The organism is Streptomyces sp. NPDC088745, assembly GCF_044751045.1.
Lineage (GTDB): Bacteria > Actinomycetota > Actinomycetes > Streptomycetales > Streptomycetaceae > Streptomyces > Streptomyces cremeus.
The window spans coordinates 405,918-423,274 of the sequence record NZ_JBIVLB010000006.1 but is presented as its reverse complement, the minus strand read 5'-3'; the positions used below and the strand labels follow the sequence as shown (position 1 = coordinate 423,274).

The following is a 17,357-nucleotide window of genomic DNA, read 5'->3' as shown; positions in this document are numbered from 1 at the left end:
GATGCGTGCGACGGCCTGGACGTCCTGGACGTCCATACGCGAAGCCATGGCGCACGGCGCCGACGTACAAGGCGGCGACAGCGGGCTGCACAGGTCGCTGCCATGGCTGGCGGCTGAGGAAGGCCGCGTCAGTCGCGACCAGTACTACCTCTGTGCGGGTGGAGCGCTCGCCAGCTGTTACCCCCTGCCGCACACCGCTGCCCACCGCACCTACGCGACCTGGGAGATCGTCTGTGGTTCCCCCGTGGAGGAGTTGATAAAGCAAACGGCTCAGCCGCGGCGCGAGTCCGCCGGGGCGGAGCTCGCCCACGTGCGCTCGCAACTGCCTGCCCCGGCGACGGACACGCTGGCCGTGGTCACGCCCGGTTGTGTGTTCTCCGGAGTGACCCTCAGCCCGGAGACGAGCGCCGACAGCCTGAACACCTTGGTCGACGGCGTGGAGGCGCAGGCCGGGGAGCTGGGGCTGCCGGTGGTCCAGTTCGGCAATCTCCGGGAGGACAACGCCGCGGAGCAAGCACTGCACCAGGTGCTGCGGGCCCGCGGTTACAGTGCCGTCACCGTGGGGGCGGACGCCGTCCTGGACACCTCCGCGTACGCGGACCTGGAGGCGTACTTCGGCAGCTTCCGCGCCCACCGCCGCAAAGTCCTTCGCAAGGAGCGCAGCCTCTTCGAAGGCGAACGTGCCACGGTCCGTGTCGAAGGCCCCGAGGGTCTGACAGAGGATCTCGCCGCACTCCAACTGGCCCGCTACCGTCGCTATGGCCATCAGGCCGACACCCGCGCGGTACAGGACCGCTTCACCCGCGCCGCCACCATCCCCGGGCTCAAGGTCCTGCGCGCCGACGCCGAGGAGACGTCGCCGTCCGCAGGTTCACCGACGTCGTCTCCTCTGGGGTTCATCGCCTTCTACGAGGACCACAGGACCCACAGAATTCTGACGCGTCTTGGTGCTTTCCGCGCGGGAAAGGCGGCCTACTTCAACATTGCCTATTACGAGCTGATCGCCCACGCCACCCAAGTGGGCGGTATGCGCATCCACTACGGTGACTCCACCTACCTGGCGAAGATCCTCCGGGGCTGCAGCCTGACCCGTCTCACCTCCTACTTCCGTGCCACCGACCCCTCGCTCCACCGCGCGCTCGCGCGTGCGGGACGGTTGCGAACTGCCCTGGAAGAACTGCAGCTCGGCCAGGCCGCCTCTGAAAGGGGGAAGCGCTGTTGAAGCCTGACGGTGTGTTGTTCGACGCTGCGGGAACCCTCTTCGACCTGACGCCGCCCATCCACGACGTCATCGCCTCGACTGCGGCGGATCACGGTCGTGTGTGCGCCACGGACCGCGTGGAACAGGCCCTCGGCCACGTGGGCAGCACCCTCGGGTGGCCTGATGATGCACCGGACTCCTTCAGCCGCGTACGCGAGTGGGCAGTCTTCGTGCGCAGGATCATCGAGGCGGCCGACCTGCACGCCTGCGAAACGGATCGACTGCGGATCGCCGAAGCGGCCGCCAAGACGATCCTGCAACCGGCGAACTACGCTGTGTTTCCCGATGTCGCACCCGTCATCGAGCGTCTCGCAGCCGAACGCATACCGGTGGCGATCGTCTCCAACTTCGACGACCTGCTCTTCGACATCCTCGGACACACCGGGCTCGACACGGTCTTCGACACCGTGCTGACCTCCTACCGCACAGGGATCAGCAAGCCGGACCCCCGCATCTTCCACCTCGCGGCCGAGGCCATCGGTAAAGACCCCACGACCCTTCACTACGTGGGCGATTCGGTCTACTCAGACATGGGCGGGGCTCGCGCGGCAGGACTGCACGGCATTCTCATCGACCGCGACGGCAAGCATCCCTCATACACGGGTGAGAAGATCGAGTCGCTGTCGGGCCTGCTCCTGCACTTGGTCCCCTAGGTGAATGAACGTTTTCAGAGTGGTCCCTGATCGGGTGACGGGGAGGTATGACGTTGGGGTACGCAACGGACAGGGCTCCCGTGCCGTTGAGGGAGGTGTTCGACATATCAACTCAGCAGCACAGGAGCCCTGTTGGCTCCATATCCTGCCGTACTCGACCTGCCTCACGCCTTGATCGAGTGGGTCACGATGCTCATCGTCACCCGCGAGGGTGACCGGCGGTGCAAACTCCCGCCGCATCGCCGCGCACTGGTCCGCACTCGTGTACCTGTGCCGTCATGACACCCTCGCCCGCATCGCAGCCGGCTTCGGGATATCCGTCGGCACTGCCCACGCCTATGTCACCGCGGTCACCGCCCTGCTCGCCGAGCAGGCACCGGGCCTGCTGAAGACGCTGCGGGTACACGCCTCGGACTTCGTCCTCCTGGACGGCACGCTCGCCGAGTGCGACCGCGTCGGCGACGGCCGGGCCGACTACTCCTCGAAACGCAAGCGGCACGGGGTGAACGTGCAGGCCGTAACCGATCCCAGCGGGGAGGTCCTCTGGCTGTCACCGGCCCTGCCGGGCCGAACCCACGGCCTGACAGCCGCCCGCACTCACAAGATCCTCCGGATCTGCGAGCGCCAGGGCGTCCCCATCCTCGCTGACATGGCCTACATCGGTGCCGGCGACTGGGTCACCACCGCCAGAGGCAACGCTGAAAAAGCTCAGTAACTGAACCACGCCAGCGCTGATGGGCGGACCGGAATCGTCAACGGCGGTGTTCCGGGTGACGAAGAAGTAGGGATTGGAGCTGTCGGGCCAGCGTTGGTGGCGCTGGAGCTCCCACGCTGTGGCCAGACGCAGGGTGAAGGCGCCGAGGTAGATGACATGACCATGCGTCCCACCCGGCGCAGGCGTAGCTGGCCCTTGCTGCGGTCGAGGTCGGTTCGCCGGAGGTGTGGTGTGCGGGCTGCCCGGGGAGGAGGGCATAGATGACCACGAGGTGGTCGCGCGGGTCGTCGAGGCGGTCCAGGAGACCGGCGATGCGGTCGGAGGGCAGCGCGGTGGGCACGGATCGGCTGCTGGCGAGGCAAACGTTGCGGGCCGGGTCTCGGAAGATGAGGCGTTCGCGTTTGAGGGCCCTGAAGAAGGAGCGCAGTGTGGTCTGCAGGCAGCGGGCCTGGTCGCCGTGGAGCGGGTCCAGGGCGTTCTCGATTCTCCAGGGCCGTCGACCCGGTGGTGTTCTCCCGGTCGGCCGGCGCGCAGGCCAGCATCCGGGCGTCCGTCACCCAGCGCATATCACCTGCCGCCACGCGGTGGCGCAGGTCGGCCAGGACATCACCCGCAGGTGCGGTCGGCCGGGCGAGGTGAGCGCGGCGCAGGAACTTCAGCAGGGCGGGGGCCCGGGGCGCTCACCGTGCCGCGTTCGAGGCAGAAGTGCAGCGGCAGGTACCAGCCGGTGAACAGCTCCCGGACCGCATGGGCCTGATGCACGTCGTACAGCCGGTCCTGTGCTGTTGCCTCGTACGGGACTCTGCCGTGCAGCAGGACCGCATTCGGGTGTCTCCGTGGTGACGGAACAAGGCGCCGTAGGCGGCCACATGGGCGGCGGCGTTCTCGGTCACCGTCATGACCGGGCGGGTGGCACCGCGCTCGGCTGCGGCGGCCAGCACCGTCACGTGCAGCCCGGCCCGCGGGTCCAGCGCCATTTCCTCCAGCCCGAGCGTCTTCAGGTTGACCCCGTGGCCGCGGGTGCGGGAGAGCACCAGCAGCGGGGGGACGTCGTGCGCGGTGTTCAGCAGGTGTGCCGGGGGCCGGGCACCGGCGGTGTGGACGTCGTCGCGGTGAGCAACGCGGGGTGTGCGGTGCGGTCGAAGAGCAGCAGGTCCCGCCGGGCCGCTGACCCGTCCGCGGCGATCGGCGTGCGCGGGGTTCAGGAGAGGGTGCCGGGTTTGCGCGGCCGGGGTACGGCGGGGAGCAGGTCCCACAGGGGGCGGGAGCCGGCGGCCCAGGCGGCGAGGGTATGGCGGTCGATGACGTGGAGCCGTTGCTGCCGGGCGAAGGTCACCGCGGGTGCGGTCACCCGTCCGTTGGTCACGATGACCGCCACGTCGGCGTGGTGGACCGGGCGGGCGGTGCCGTTGAGGACCTGGAGGTCGGGGGTGCCGACGGCGGATCCGGCGAGGCCGTCGCGGCGGTGTTTGCACTGGATGACCCACCGCCGGCCGTAGGGGTCGGTGGCCTTCACGTCGGCGCCCTGGTCCCCGCCGCCGCCCACCCGTACCGCGTCCCGGCACCCGTCGCGGAACATCAGGTCCCGGACCGCGTCCTCGAAGCGGGAGTGGTGCAGCGCGTCCAGCTGGGGCATCGCGTACCGCAGCGCCTGCGCCCGTACGGCGTCCCAGCGGGCCCGCTGCCGCCGCTGGTACAGCCAGCAGCCGCCGGCTCCCGCCGCCGCCACTCCCAGGACGACGAGAACCCACCAGTTCGCCAGGAGCCAGTTGACGGCCGGCACCACCAGGCCTACGCCCACGAGCCCGGCCACCACGACAGCGGCCAGGTGGTCGTTCTCCTGCTGCCGCCGCTTGCTGGACGTGCGCGGCCGCGGCCGTGAACCGGCCCGTCGTTTGCTTGCCGGCCGTCGGCGGCGGGCGGGGGAGCTCACTGGGCGCTCTGTGTGACGGACTGCGCGAGCTGCTTCAGGAAGTCCCCGATGCCCTGCCCGACCGGGGTGGGCGCGATCAGGATGCCCAGGGCCAGCACGATCAGAGCGGTGTTCCGTTCCTCGACCCGGCTGCGGGCCTGGGTGCGCCGTCTGAGCCGGAAGAACACGACGACAGCAAGCAGCACCGCAAGGTTGATGGTCAGAATCAACCGGCCCTCCCCCACAACCGCCCGTCTTGACCCCCTCTGTCTAGCGAGACAAGGCAGATCGTGACGGTGAGTTGTTGAGAAATGGCACAAAGTCATCTGCGGGGCGTCTCAATTCCTCCCCTCGAATGACAGAGCCCCTGCCTCGCGCGGCGTCCGCCGGACCGCGCAGGGAGGGGCGTGTCTGCCGGGCCCGGAGGCCGGCCATATGTGACGGGGAGTTCGCGGTCATGGGCTGTCGCGCGCCTTACGGCACCAGGACGACCTTGCCGACCACCGTGCCGGACTCGGCCATCTCTACGGCCTTGGCGACGTCGGCGAGGGGGATGCGGGCGGCGACCTGAGGGGTGAGACTGCCGTCGGCCAGGAGCGCGAAGACCTGCGTCAGGTCGGCGTGCAACTTGGCCCGGAAGGTGTCGAGTCGGCGCCGACCGGCCCAGATGTTGTAGAAGTGGGCGCTCTTGCAGTTCGGAGCTGCGTTCCACCACATCAGGCGGGCGAACAGTTTGAGGACGGGGGCCTTCGACGAGCCCTGGACGTCCCGGGTGGAAGCGGTGCCGTAGGAGACGAGCGTGCCCTTGGGGGCGAGCAGCCGGTAAGAGGTCACGATGCCCTCACCGCCCACGTGGTCGAAGACCGCGTCGTACCCCTTGGGGGCCAGGGCGCGCAGCTGCTCGTGCAGGCCGGGGTCCCGGTAGTCGAGGGGGGTGGCGCCCAGCGTGCGGACGGCGTCGTGGTGCTTGGGCGATGCGGTGCCCACGACCTTGGCGCCGGCGATGCGGGCGAGCTGGACGAGGGTGGAGCCCACGCCGCCGTTCGCGCCCAGCACCAGGACGGTGTCGCCGGCGCGGACCTCGGCCAGGCGGTGGAGCATCTGGTAGGCGGTGATGCCGTTGACCACGAAGGTCTCGGCGTCGGCGGAGTCCACCGGCTCGGGCACCTCGGTGAGGTCGCCGACGTCGACGCTGACATGGCTGGCCCAGGCGCCGGTCTTGGTCAGTACCGCGAAGCGCCGCCCCAGCACGCGGCCCGGCACGCCCTCGCCGGCGTCGACGGCCCGCCCGACGAGGTCGTAACCGGGCACGAAGGGGAAGGGCGGCTGGTCGTAGTACTTGCCGCGCCGCATCTGCTGCTCGGCGAAGGAGACCCCGGCGGCCTCCATCGCCAGCACCACCTGCCCGGGGCCGGCGGGACGGGCGGGCCGGGTTCGGACCTGGATGCCGTCCGCCTCGACGATGCCGGGCAGCACCGCCTCGGTGACGGTGGACGAAGCCGCCGGGGAGCCGGCGGCGGAAACGCGGGCGTGGGAGTCGTACACGGGATTGCTCCTCAATTTCGGATGGGCCGGCGTCCGGCGACGGCGGTACGGTGGGGCATCGGCAGGGCAATGGCCCGCAAGGGCCGGCAGCGGGGTAGCCGAGCTGACAGGTGGCCGTCCGTCCGGGCGGCGAGGGCCGGGAGGCGTTCTCAGAGGGCGGAGTCGGGGATCCACGAGCCGTGGATCATCGCGGGCACCCGGCGGGGGAGGTGGATGGTGGCGACCGGCGGCGGGGTGAGGTCCGACGCGTCCAGGACGAGCATCCTGGAGGCGTCGGCGTTCAGGTCGCTCACGACCGTCAGGAGGTATCCCTCGTCCTCACCGGTGGCGCCGTCCGCCTGGACGAACACCGCTTCGCTGGGCAGCTGGCCGGTGCCGAAAGGCAGCATCTGCCGGGTGCCGGCGGCGCGGTCGTACTTCACCAGGGTGTGGTTGCCGATCCCGAGGTCGTCGGGGAAGGACAGGGCGTACTGGTAGCGGTGCTCGCTGCCGGTGAAGCTGTCATTGATGGTGGGGAACTCCACCGTCAGGTCGTCGGTCTGCTGCTCGTGGACGGTTCCTGCGGCAAGGTCGATGGTCCAGCGGCGGCTGCGGGAGCCGGAGTTCGGCTCAGCGCCGCGATCGGGTGCACCGACCCACCAGTTCCACGAGCGCTGCCAGCCCTCGCGGCCCACTGTGGGGCCCTCGACAACGATCCGTCCGAAGGCGTCCTCGTAGGCGTTGGCGAAGTGCATGCCGTACCCCTGGCCGATCTCGAACCAGCGGACCTTCGCCGCGCCACCCGCACCGCGCGGCATGACGCCGATCCGCGAGGCCTGGGCATCGCTCCAGCCGTAGGGGATCCCGGAGTGCTCGGTGGGGTCGAAGGCGACCGAGCCCTCCAGGAAGATCACATGGTGTGCGGTGATCGCGAAGTCGTGCTTCAGTGCGGCGCTCGCGCCGGGGACCTCCTGGCTGTCGAGCGCCTGGCCGTCAGGGGAGGCGACGTGGTGGATCAAGTACGGGGGGAAGGGGGAGGAAGCGAAGAAGTGCAGTTCGCCAGTGGCCGGGTCCTCCTTGGGGTGGGCGGTCATGGCGGAGGTGAGCTTGCCGCCGAAGTCGTGAGCGCCCACCGTCTCCAGGTCGGCCGTCAGCTCGAAGGGCAGGGCCGTCTCCGACAGGGCCAGCAGGCGGCCGCCGTGCTCGATGACGTGCGTACCGGCCGTGCTCACCCGCAGGTCCGGTCCCCGGTCGGTCATGTACGGGGCGCCCTCCAGGGCGGGGGTGCGGACCCACCGGTTGCGGTACCACTCGGCTCGGCCCTCCTTCAGGCGGATGCCGTGCACCATGCCGCTGCCCTTGAACCAGTGGGAGGGGGTGATACCGGGCTTGGGGTTGTGACTGTTGCGGATCAGACGGCCGGTCAGCTCCGGCGGCAGGTTCCCCTCCACGGTCAGTTCGGTCGCGGTGATCTCGTCGGCGACAGGGGCGTAGTGACCGGTCAGATAGGGCTTGCTGGCCATGACGAACCTCAATCTCGGTAGAGAGGATCAATAATCAAGTGTGTGTGGTCAGACACTCAATGCCAGGGCGAAAAAGAAGGCGGCCGCAGGATCCGCAGATGCGCGGCCGCCTTCCGGGAGGCGGTTCAGTAGTGCATGATCCCCGCCGTCAGGGTGCGGGTCCAGGGCGCGGAGATCGCCCCGGCGTCGATGGAGACCAGCAGGTGGCAGAGCATGCCGACGGCGAAGAACTCCTGCACCTGCGCCTCGCTGCCGCCCGAGGCGCTGCGCACGTACTCGACGCTGCGGGCGTACCCCGCCCGCACCGCCTCCCGCACGGCCGGCTCGGAGACCGCGGCCGCTTGGGCGTGCAGCTGGACCAGCATCAGATCGTTGTCGCTGATCAGACGGGCGTACGCGTCACCCATCGAAGCGAGCACTTCCTCGGGTGAACTGCTCTCGGCTTTTGCCGCACCGCTCTCGAGGGCGGCACGCACCTTCACGAAGCAGTGCTCGACGACCGCGGTGAACAGGGCTTCCTTGTTCGGGAAGAGGCGGTAGACGTACGCCTGCGAGATGCCCGCCGCCTTGGCCACCTCTGTGGTGGTGGTCCCGAAGTACCCCCGGGCCGCGAAAGCCCCGATGGCGGTACGCAGCACCGTCTCCCTGCGCTCTTCGGCTGTGGACAGTTGGCGTCGTTCCGTCTTCATGTGAGTACTCAATCACTCACTCTTTTTTGTGTCAAGCGTGCTTCTGCGGTGCCGGGCAGAGGCGCCGGGCCCGGCTTCTGCCGGGGTGCGCCGGATGCAGGCCGTCTACAGGCGCAGCCCCAGTCGCAGCAGACGGAAGCGCTCCTCGCGTACAGGGGGCGGACCTCCCTGCCGGCCGGTGTCCGGTCCTGGCGACGTGTGGACCCTCCCGCTCTCTCCAGGGGTGGAGGGCCACTGCCCCGGTCATCTGCTGTCCGGCAGAAGAACCGCCGGTCGGCCTTCACCCGCGAGGGGCAGCGTCTCAAAGGGTGGGGTGACGTGTTCGGCGCGAGGAGGGGCTGGCCGTGCAGGCCACTGAGGCGTTCACGAAGGCGTACCGGCTGCCGCCAAAGACACAGCGTCCTGACGCCGGGCCCGGCCTGCCGACTCCCGCTCATATCGGCTCGGTGACCGGCTACCACTCCTGCATGCCGGGGCAGCCGCGTCGGGTCCGGCTGGAACGAGCGCTTCTCTTTGCGTTCCCGGTCTCCTCCAATCCAGCCTCCGTGGCCAGGTCCACGGGCGCGCCCGCAGTGAAGACGAGGCGTAGCCGCTGGTCGATCGCGGTGCCGGCGTTGCCGGCCTCCGTGGCGACGCCGGGCCCGGGCAGCAGAGGGTGATCGATTTGGTGCTGGGCGCGGAAGGACTCGCGCAGCGGCCGTGGGCCGGCTGACAGTTCGCGGCCCAGGAACCGGCGCAGGCGAGACTGCTCTGCCGGACCTGAACCGCTGCCCGGCGGGCTGCATGATCACCCGGACGAGTCCCAGTTGCAGCATCGGCATCGCGCTGTCGTCCTTCCGCTCATGGCCAAAGCAGTCAGCAGGGTGTCGCCAGCGGGGCGAGGACATCGGCCGCCTCGGTGTCCAACAGGCACGCGTCGGCGACTTCGAGCATCAGCTTCCCGAGCTGGTGGGTGTGAGCGGCGAGTTCGTCGGCGGCGCGGCGCAGCTCGGTGAGCGCGGGATCCGCCGGCGGTTCGGCGGGCGGCGGAGGCGGCGCGGTGCGAACATCGCGGGCGGCCTGGCGGACTGCGACGCGCATCATGTTGTTCAGTCGGCATTTCAGAGCTGCTCTGGGTGCGGCACGACTTGCACAGCAGGTTACGCCCGCTCCGTATCGGAGGGTGTCTTCGTGGCACTTGGTGCAAGGGATCGAATCGGCTGGGCCGGTAGCCCAGCTGTGAGGCGGCCGGCAGTCGGCATGCCTGCTGCCGGTCGTCACCCTGGTGGCGGACAGGCGGATCGCCCCGAGGACAGCGTCGAGCTCTCAGAGTCCCTTGGAGGCGTAGTCGTAGTCGTCGTTGTAGCGCACGTACTCCTTGGCGCCCTCGAAGGGCTCAAACCAGTCGGGCTGCCAGTCCTTGGCCGCCTTGAGGAAGTAGTTCCCCCGTTCGCAGTTGCCCCGGGCCTGGAACGAGGAGACCTTGTTCTTCCAGTACTTCGTGAAGTTGAACTTCTTGCACCGGTCCTTGGACCCGGTCCACGCCGCCATGGCACCGCGGAACCTGCTGTGCTCCCACACGCAGTAGTAGCCCACTGCGCAGGACTTCTTGGCGGCCGACATGACCACGCGCACCTGGCCGTTCTCCCAGGTGATCTCGTTGTCGCTCACCTTCGTGCCGTTCGGTACCACGGCCATGTACGCGTCTACCTTGGCCGAGGACAAGGACGAGGACGCGGCGGGTGCGGCCACGGCCGGGGCGGTCGTCAGTCCGCTGAGGAGCAGAGCGCCCGCGCCCAGGGCGATACCGGTCTTCTTCGGAGTCTTCATGGGTGTTCCGCTCTCCGTTCGTATCAGAGGGTTGCGGATGCGGACGAAGTTACAAGTGGCATCTCCGGTGCACGTCACCCAGCCGGTTGACTTTCCCCTCCGCCTCCTGCGGTAGAGATCTGCACACCAGGCCTACGACAGGGGTTTACCGGTCCTTCCGGCCCTCCTCACTGGGGAACTCTGGCCGTCCTGCGCAACCCGGTCACAGCACGTTTCACAAGCGTGCGCGGTGCGGTGAGGGGTTCCGAGGTTGCACGGGCTCCAATCGCAGCCGTCGGGTCGGCCAGGGTGCCGGCTGGGCCTGGCCGAACCAGATCCGGACGTCTTCCCCGGTCCGGACGGGCAGGCGGGGAAAGTCGTTCTCGGCGTGCTCGGTGCGGTGCAGCGCGTGGCCCGGGCCCAGGTTCCGGGCGGCGTACGCGTCGAAGCCGGCCGCGTCGGTCGGATGGCAGATGGTCACGAGCACCTCGCTCGCGCCCGGTTCCGGCACGAAGCCCGGGCCGCGCAGCAGCAGGACGTCGTCGCTGTCGATCATGGTGGCGTTGGCGGTGTCGCGGTGCTCCCGCCAGACCGGGCCGGTGTAGAACGCCTCCAGTGCGCGCCGGCGGTGCGCCATGTCGGGGAACGCGCGCAGCCAGACGAAGCGGTCCGGGTCGTCCAGGTCGCGGAACCGGCCGCCGACGGTGACGCCGACCGCCTGCTGGCCGGTCACGAACTCGCGCTCGAACAGGTCGATCAGCGTTTCTCGGGCGCCGGGATGCAGGGTGTACTGCCGGAGTTCGACGATGCTCATGCGGTGGCCGCCCGGTGTGTGAGGTCCGTGGTCCAGTTGTCGTCCATGTGCCGCAGGTTAGGGCCGGTCTGCTGACATCAACTGTCAGTGGATACTGGGCGGCATGCGTGCGAGCCGGCTGGTCACCCTGCTTCTGCTGCTCCAGAACCGGGGCCGGATGACGGCCCGGCAGTTGGCCGAGGAACTGGAGGTCTCCGTCCGGACGGTCTACCGGGACGTCGAGGCGCTCGGTGCTGCCGGTATCCCGCTGTACGGCGCCGCCGGGCACGCGGGCGGCTACCGGCTGGTCGACGGCTACCGGACCCGGCTCACCGGGCTGACCGTGGACGAGGCACGGGCCGCGTTCCTCGTCGCACTTCCCGATGCCGCTGCCGATCTCGGCCTCGGCGAGGCGCTCGTTACCGCCCGGCTCAAGTTGCGGGCCGCCCTTCCGGCGGGGCTGCGCGAGCACGCCGAGCGGATCCAGGAACGCTTCCTGCTCGACGCCCCCGGCTGGTACGGCGACGCCGACCGGGTGCCCCACCTGGCCGCGGTCGCCGCCGCGGTGTGGGCGCGGCGGGCGGTGGTACTGCGGTACCGGCGCTGGCGGGCGCCGGAGGAGATCGAGCGGCGGGTGGAGCCGTACGGGCTCGTCCTCAAGGCCGGCCGCTGGTACCTGGTCGCCGGCGGGCCGTCCGGGATCCGCACCTACCGAGTCGACCAGATCCTCGGAATCCGGCCGCTGGAAGAGGAGTTCGTCATTCCGGACGGATTCGACCTGACCGGGTACTGGAACGTCTGTCTGGCCGACTTCCGAGCGCGACTGCACACTGCGGACGCCCTGGTGCGGCTCACCCCGGAGGGCGCCCGCCTCCTCGGCGTGACACCCACGGGTGACGGCTGGACAGAGGCCCGCGTGCCCATCGAGTCGATCGACCACGCTCACCGAGACTTCCTGCGGCTGGGCGCCGATGTCGAGGTCCTGGCACCGGCCGAACTACGCAACCGCATCGCCCAGACGGCACGAGCCCTAGCCACCCGCTACGACGGATGACCTCTGAGCAGAAGGTTCTCCCGGCCTGGACACCAGCCGCCCGCGCACGCGTGTAGGACCCGATATGTCTCTTCACCTCATTTCTGCGAGAGGAGTTCATCGGACAGGTCGAGATGGCGGCGGAGTGCCTGTCGGCCGAGGTGGGTGACCGCGACGGCACGCGTGGTACCTATGGGAGTGATCCAGCCCGTGTCGAACGCGTGACGGCACAGGGCGGCGCCGACGGCGCCGGCCAGGTGGGGGCGGCGTTCGGTCCAGTCCAGGCATGACCGTACCGATGGTCGGCGCGTGCCGGTCGGGACGGTGACGCCGAGATCTTCGAGCCAGGTCGCTCCGGCGCTGGTGAGCCCGAGTCCGTGCTCCACGTCCAGCAGCCTTCGGTCGAGCATCGCATCGGTGATGGCGACTCCGACGGTCCCGGCGAGGTGGTCGTAGCAGGTACGGGCGTGAGCGAGGGCCTGACGGCGGCCTGACGCCGACAGGGAGCGGGGTGCCGGGGTGCGCTCGGGTGCCATGGAGGCGAGGCTCTCGATCAGCTCGGCTACGTGCGGACCGGCCAGACGCACGTAGCGGTGGCGGCCCTGCCGTTCCTCAGCCAGCAGGTGTCCGCGGACGAGCGCGTGCAGGTGCTCCGTCGCGGTCGAGGGCGCCACCCCCACGTGGCGCGCCAGTTCCGTCGCTGTCCAAGCCCGGCCGTCGAGCAGGGCCAGACAGAAACCCGCCCGTGTGCCATCGGCCAGAAGCTTTGCCACGGTAGCCAGGTCGGGGCCGGCTACATGTGCGCGCTGCGTGTCCATGCGGCCCATTGTCCCCTGTGACACTTCGGCCCCGACCGAAACAACCGCACCCTAGGTTTCTGGCCATGAACACGGCACCCCCCAGCACCCTGCCCGCACAGACAGTCGCCACCCACCTGGAGATCGAGCCGAGCATCCTGTACTTCGGGACGCCAGTGGTGCTCCTGTCGACAGAGAATCAGGACGGCTCGTTCAACCTTGCCCCGATATCATCCGCATGGGCCCTCGGGAAGACGGTTGTGATCGGACTGGGCCGTGAAGGGCAGACCGCGTACAACCTCGGCAGCCGCCCCGACCTGGTCATCAACCTGCCGGCCCCCGCCCAGTGGCCGGCCGTGGAGCGGCTGGCACCACTGACCGGCCGGGATCCAGTGCCCTCCAGCAAGCCCAAGGGCTGCCGCTTCGAACCCGACAAGTTCGCCGCCGCAGGCATGACCAGCGAGCCCTCCCACCGGGTCCGGCCGCCTCGCGTCGCCGGATGCCCCCTTCAACTGGAGGCCCGTGCCGAACGGGTACAGCCGGACGTCTCCGGGGACTTCGTCATCGTCGAGGCAGCCGTGTGCACAGTGCACGCCGACTCCCGGATCGTCGTTCCGGGCACCGACCACATCGACCCCGCCGCATGGAGCCCCCTCATTTACAACTTCCGCCACTACTTCGGACTCGGCTCGGAACTCGGCCACTCCTACCGCACCCAGACACCCCGCAGCCCCGAGGGGCCTGCCGCGGTCGCCGACACAGCACCCCACTGAGATCAGAGGCCTCGGTTAGCTCAGCTCATGTACGTGGAGTGGATGAGGGCGGTCCCCGGACCGTAACTCATCCACTCCACGTACATGAGGACGGTCCCGGAGAGGGTGGTGAGGCCGCCCGGCGCAGGGGGACGACGACGTCCTCGCCGGTGGACTTCTCGCTGAGCCGGTAGTAGCTGATGTGAGCGAGCCGGTCGGATTCCTCCAGCCATCCGGCTGCCACGACCTGGCGGCGGGTGCGGGAGAAGACGGTGGGCGACATGCCCACGAGGGCAGCGAGTGTCGCGCCGGTCTCTACGACGGCTCCCGCACGGTCGGTCGGGTGCATCGCGTAGAGCATGACGACCAGGCGCTGGTTGGCGGTCATGCCGACGGTGCGCTGGAGAACGTCCAGGAGCTTGCTCTTGTCCTCGTTGTCCCCTTGGCCTCCCACCGCGAAGGGGCTGTGCCGTCGAAGCCGGGGATGTCCGGCGGCCTGCATGTCTTGATCGCTTCCCGCTGTTCAATCCCGGTGCCGTGGAAGGCGATGCACTACGGGCTGATGCGGTAGAGCTTGTAGTTGCCGATCCTGCCTCGCTCAATCAGGATCCGCCGCTTCAGCAACTTCCGGTTGATCTTGCCGACCGCGTCACCCCTCATGCCGACCCGCTTGCCGATGTCGGCACCGGTGGCCCTCAGGGGTTCCATGCCCGCAGGAGAGATGCCGACCCACCACAGCACGAGGAACTTCTGGCCGGGGGTGAACTCCCGGCTTTCCGTGATGGCCTCGACGCGGGCCTTGTCGACCTGGATGTGATCGCCGGAGAAGGCATACGGCACATACGGGACGGCCTCGACTGTGTCGGCATCGAAGCCTGCGTACTCCCAACGGGCCCTCCGAGGAGGGGTATTGCCGTGACGTGAGGTCATGAGCCATGGCATCGTCTTCATTGGGCATCGGTTGCGCTGCGTAGCCGCACCTGGCGAGGTGCCACACTGTTGGGCGCGAGGCCGAAACCCTGGGGTCGGGTCCGTGATCCGGGGCCCGACTGGCAGCGTGACAGCGGGGTCGAGGGCGCGTGACACACGAGCGTGACAGTCACTGTCCCGTGCCACCGAACCTGGATCGATTGCCATCGAAGTTGGGCGGAGCGCATTTTGTGACACCGAAGTTGGACCGTCGCAGGTCAAGGACGATGCGCCGCTACCAGCGCAATGTCGGTGGGCTGTCGATGGAGAAAGGGGCCTGTCGGCGAGATGTAGGCGGCGTCAGGGACCGTGAGAACTGGGCCTGGCCGCCTGTGCATGCGCGGTCCCGCCCGTCTCCAGACCACTCCAACCTCCCGGGAGCCCGCCATGCCCTCCGTAACCCAGGTCCCGCAGTGGGACGTCCACCGGCTGCCCCGCTCCGAGGGAAGGTGCTTCCTGGTCACTGGCGGCAACGCGGGGATCGGGTACTTCGTCGCCGAGCAGCTCGCCGGCACCGGGGCCATGGTCGTTCTGGGCAGCCGCGACAAGGCGAAGGCCGCAGATGCGATCGCTTCCATCAGCTCGCGCGTCCCCGGTGCCAGGATGAAGCACTTGTCCCTGGACCTGGCCGATCTCACGTCGCTCAAAGCATCTGTGGACGCGCTCGGACTGGATCGCCTCGACGCCGTCGTCCACAACGCCGGCGTGGCGCTCGACCATCCACCGCGCCGCGAAACCACAGCCGGCCACGAGCTGATGTTCGCAACCAATCACCTGGGGCACTTCGCGCTGACCCACCACCTGACACCCCTGCTCACGGCAACCCCGGGGAGCCGAATCGTCACCACCGGCAGCTTCGCCGCCAAGACCGAACGCCTGGACCTCAACGATCTGCAGAGTACGCACGACTACCAGCCCAAGCGCGCCTATGCCCGGTCGAAGCTGGCCCAGATGCTCTTCGCTTTCGAACTTGACCGCCGCCTGCGTGCCGCTGGCAGCACGACACTGAGTGTGGTCGTCCATCCCGGCGGCGCGCTCGACGCCCTCACGCCTTCGCGCCCGCCATTGCATGTCCGGACCGCCGGCGAGCGGCTGCGCCATTTGCCGCTCGGCCTTCTCGTCCAGGGCAAGGACGCTGCCGCGTGGCCCGCCGTTCGGGCCGTGCTCGACCCGGGCGTCCGCGGCGGCCAGATGTGGAGCCCCCGACTGTTCGGGCTGCGCGGTACGCCCAGGATCGAACCCCTCTGGAACCACCTCACCGACACCACGACCGCAGCACGCCTTTGGGCGGCCAGCTGCAACCTGATCGGCGACGACCTGACGTTCGACGAGGTCCGGTAGGACTGAAGGCCCAGCGACCGAGCGCGGTGAAGTAGACGCCTGAAGGGCTGAGATCGGGCAAATATTCGAAATCGTGTGGCAAATGGTCAAGGTCTCGTGACCCAGGACAGTCGCTTCGGGGCCGGCAGAGCGCCGGGCCCACTTCGGCGAAGGATCACACAGTGCGCTGGCCTGCGGAGGTCCGTCTTCGGTGGCACAAACCACGCAGTGGTCCAGGTTCAGCGGTACAGGACAGTCGCCCTTGGTGATCAGCGAGTGGGGTGGGCGCGGGCGAGGAGCGCAGCGAGGTCGCCGGTTGTCCCGTCTCAACGCAGTTTGACCAGTCTCACCGAAGTTTGATCGCTGCACGGCTGGCTGTTGCGAGGATCAATGCCTGGCGAAGAGGAGTCACCGCTCTACCGGCCATCGGGGCTGGTCTCCCCCTCTCGCGCGGCGGCCGCCGCATCCAGCAAGAGCCAGCCGTCGACTTCCACTGCCCGCCGCTCCCCCGGTTGCCACCCCCGGGCGAGTGCCACATCGAGCAGGGCCCGGACGGCGCCCGGCTCGTGCAGGTTCAGGTCTGCGCCTTGGGTGAAGCCCACGTCCCCGGAGCCGAAGGGGGCTCCGCCCGGGAGGTACCGGCCGGGCCCGTCGGCAAAGGCAATGCGCAGTGAGCCGCTGGTGCCGGCCGGCTGCGGGAACAGGGTGAGGATTTGGCGGCAGTCCACCACCCGGCCCTCATGGTCCTTGCGATGGCTGTGACGCATCGTCCATATGTACACGCGCCCTTCGGCGACCAGCCGACGGGGCTTCTTCGGATGGCGAGGCATGCAGCCGAGGGTACGTGGCTCGATCCGCAACAGATCCCGAGCGCTGATCAAGCTTCGACGAGACGAACAGGGCGTTCGTCAAACTTCGGTGAGATCGGTCAAGGCCCGATGGGACGGGACACCGGTGGCTTCGGGTTCGGTGGTGGCGAGCCGGGCCGCGAACGCCAGCTGGTCCATGTCGACGCCGGGGACCAGGCGGACGAGTTCGGCGAGCAGCGCGGCGTGGGCAAGGGCCGGTGGTGGCAGGAGGTCTGCGGCGGCTTTACGGGCGGCCGGGTCGCGGTAGTGCCCGAGGTGCGCGGCCAGGGCGCGGGCGAGCCAGGCGTCGACGTCGGCCCGGACGTATCCGCCGGTTCGCCGGGTCGGCTCGTTGCGCGCGGCTTCGTCCCCGTCGGGGGGCTCGGTCTGCTCCAGGGCGGGGAGCTCGCGCAGTGCCTGGAGTTCGTCGGCGTGGGCGGTGATCCGCTGCGCCTCGCGTACGACGGCCTCACGGTCGGCGGCGGCCGCGGTTTCGGCGGCGAGCTCGGCCTGGACCACGTCGTCGGTGTCCGGGTCGTAGACGGTGCCCGAGGGCGCGGCGACGACTGGACCAGGCGTTCCCACTCGGCGGGCTCCGCCGGGCCGCGGACGTCGTCGGCCAAGTCCTCGTAGGGGGAGTCCTGCCGTGCGTCGAAGCGGGCGTCCTTGAGGGCCGCCGCGACGGTGCCGGCGTCCATGCCCTTCGCGCGGCGCCGTACGACGCGCCGCCCGATGCGGGCCGGATCGACCGGGTCCCGGGGCACAGCGACGCGCGGGGCG

Annotated in this window: 18 protein-coding genes and 1 pseudogene; 6 read left to right on the top strand and 13 right to left on the bottom strand. The window is 69.4% G+C overall.

From position 1 onward, the window contains the following. The first annotated feature begins 1 nt into the window (after window position 1). The 3 genes and pseudogenes from ACIP93_RS19315 to ACIP93_RS19305 form a co-directional block, all read left to right on the top strand. Window positions 2-1,222 carry a hypothetical protein gene (locus ACIP93_RS19315; protein ID WP_401760517.1) on the top strand — a complete coding sequence of 407 codons (1,221 nt, stop codon included), beginning with the start codon at window positions 2-4 and terminating at the stop codon, window positions 1,220-1,222. An 11-nt stretch (window positions 1,223-1,233) separates the two neighbouring features. After that, window positions 1,234-1,914, top strand: coding sequence for an HAD family hydrolase (locus tag ACIP93_RS19310; protein WP_401760515.1), 681 nt, complete (start codon window positions 1,234-1,236; stop codon window positions 1,912-1,914). A 132-nt stretch (window positions 1,915-2,046) separates the two neighbouring features. After that, a pseudogene (locus tag ACIP93_RS19305) lies at window positions 2,047-2,599 on the top strand (transposase family protein); the annotation flags it as partial. 1,231 nt (window positions 2,600-3,830) lie between these two features. Here the strand turns inward: ACIP93_RS19305 and ACIP93_RS19300 are convergent. The 8 genes from ACIP93_RS19300 to ACIP93_RS19265 form a co-directional block, all read right to left on the bottom strand. Further along, window positions 3,831-4,562: a restriction endonuclease gene (locus tag ACIP93_RS19300; protein WP_401760512.1), complete on the bottom strand. Its 732-nt coding sequence runs from the start codon at window positions 4,560-4,562 to the stop codon at window positions 3,831-3,833. Continuing rightward, a complete protein-coding gene (locus ACIP93_RS19295) occupies window positions 4,559-4,768 on the bottom strand; it encodes a hypothetical protein (RefSeq protein WP_345219868.1) in 210 nt (69 codons plus the stop codon). Before ACIP93_RS19295 ends, ACIP93_RS19300 begins: the two co-directional genes overlap by 4 nt. A 247-nt stretch (window positions 4,769-5,015) precedes the next feature. Beyond that, window positions 5,016-6,086 carry a medium chain dehydrogenase/reductase family protein gene (locus ACIP93_RS19290; RefSeq protein WP_401760509.1) on the bottom strand — a complete coding sequence of 357 codons (1,071 nt, stop codon included), beginning with the start codon at window positions 6,084-6,086 and terminating at the stop codon, window positions 5,016-5,018. A gap of 149 nt (window positions 6,087-6,235) precedes the next feature. Next, window positions 6,236-7,588, bottom strand: coding sequence for a carotenoid oxygenase family protein (locus tag ACIP93_RS19285; RefSeq protein ID WP_401760507.1), 1,353 nt, complete (start codon window positions 7,586-7,588; stop codon window positions 6,236-6,238). Between the two features lie 125 nt (window positions 7,589-7,713). Then, the gene (locus tag ACIP93_RS19280) at window positions 7,714-8,277 is read right to left on the bottom strand and encodes a TetR/AcrR family transcriptional regulator (RefSeq protein ID WP_345219770.1); all 564 of its coding nucleotides are present in this window, start codon (window positions 8,275-8,277) and stop codon (window positions 7,714-7,716) included. 855 nt (window positions 8,278-9,132) lie between these two features. Then, a complete protein-coding gene (locus ACIP93_RS19275; RefSeq protein WP_401760504.1) occupies window positions 9,133-9,360 on the bottom strand; it encodes a hypothetical protein in 228 nt (75 codons plus the stop codon). A gap of 222 nt (window positions 9,361-9,582) precedes the next feature. Further along, window positions 9,583-10,086: a peptidase inhibitor family I36 protein gene (locus tag ACIP93_RS19270; RefSeq protein ID WP_345219768.1), complete on the bottom strand. Its 504-nt coding sequence runs from the start codon at window positions 10,084-10,086 to the stop codon at window positions 9,583-9,585. Window positions 10,087-10,300: 214 nt separating this feature from the next. Beyond that, a complete protein-coding gene (locus ACIP93_RS19265) occupies window positions 10,301-10,879 on the bottom strand; it encodes an NIPSNAP family protein (protein ID WP_401760501.1) in 579 nt (192 codons plus the stop codon). Between the two features lie 103 nt (window positions 10,880-10,982). On the opposite strand from ACIP93_RS19265, the gene ACIP93_RS19260 reads away from it, so the two are divergent. Further along, window positions 10,983-11,912, top strand: coding sequence for a helix-turn-helix transcriptional regulator (locus tag ACIP93_RS19260; protein WP_401760498.1), 930 nt, complete (start codon window positions 10,983-10,985; stop codon window positions 11,910-11,912). Window positions 11,913-11,989: 77 nt separating this feature from the next. Here ACIP93_RS19260 and ACIP93_RS19255 read toward each other — a convergent pair whose 3' ends face one another. Further along, window positions 11,990-12,718, bottom strand: coding sequence for an ArsR/SmtB family transcription factor (locus ACIP93_RS19255; protein ID WP_401760495.1), 729 nt, complete (start codon window positions 12,716-12,718; stop codon window positions 11,990-11,992). Window positions 12,719-12,774: 56 nt separating this feature from the next. On the opposite strand from ACIP93_RS19255, the gene ACIP93_RS19250 reads away from it, so the two are divergent. Next, window positions 12,775-13,461 (top strand): flavin reductase family protein, encoded by a 687-nt coding sequence (locus ACIP93_RS19250; RefSeq protein ID WP_401760492.1) that lies wholly within the window; start codon window positions 12,775-12,777, stop codon window positions 13,459-13,461. Between the two features lie 67 nt (window positions 13,462-13,528). On the opposite strand, the gene ACIP93_RS19245 is transcribed toward ACIP93_RS19250, so the two are convergent. Together ACIP93_RS19245 and ACIP93_RS19240 are read right to left on the bottom strand one after the other, a co-directional pair. Beyond that, entirely contained in the window at window positions 13,529-13,828 is a 300-nt protein-coding gene (locus ACIP93_RS19245) for a replication initiation protein, RepL2 (protein WP_401760630.1), read from the bottom strand. Window positions 13,829-13,992: 164 nt separating this feature from the next. After that, entirely contained in the window at window positions 13,993-14,370 is a 378-nt protein-coding gene (locus ACIP93_RS19240) for a MarR family transcriptional regulator (RefSeq protein WP_401760489.1), read from the bottom strand. 426 nt (window positions 14,371-14,796) lie between these two features. Between ACIP93_RS19240 and ACIP93_RS19235 the strand changes: the two genes are divergently transcribed. Then, on the top strand, window positions 14,797-15,750 hold the full coding sequence (locus ACIP93_RS19235) for an SDR family NAD(P)-dependent oxidoreductase (RefSeq protein WP_401760486.1): 954 nt from the start codon (window positions 14,797-14,799) through the stop codon (window positions 15,748-15,750). Between the two features lie 395 nt (window positions 15,751-16,145). On the opposite strand, the gene ACIP93_RS19230 is transcribed toward ACIP93_RS19235, so the two are convergent. Continuing rightward, entirely contained in the window at window positions 16,146-16,559 is a 414-nt protein-coding gene (locus ACIP93_RS19230; protein ID WP_401760484.1) for a hypothetical protein, read from the bottom strand. A gap of 78 nt (window positions 16,560-16,637) precedes the next feature. Continuing rightward, window positions 16,638-17,162, bottom strand: a complete 525-nt coding sequence (locus ACIP93_RS19225) for a hypothetical protein (RefSeq protein ID WP_401760481.1) — start codon at window positions 17,160-17,162, stop codon at window positions 16,638-16,640. Between the last annotated feature and the right edge of the window lie 195 nt (window positions 17,163-17,357).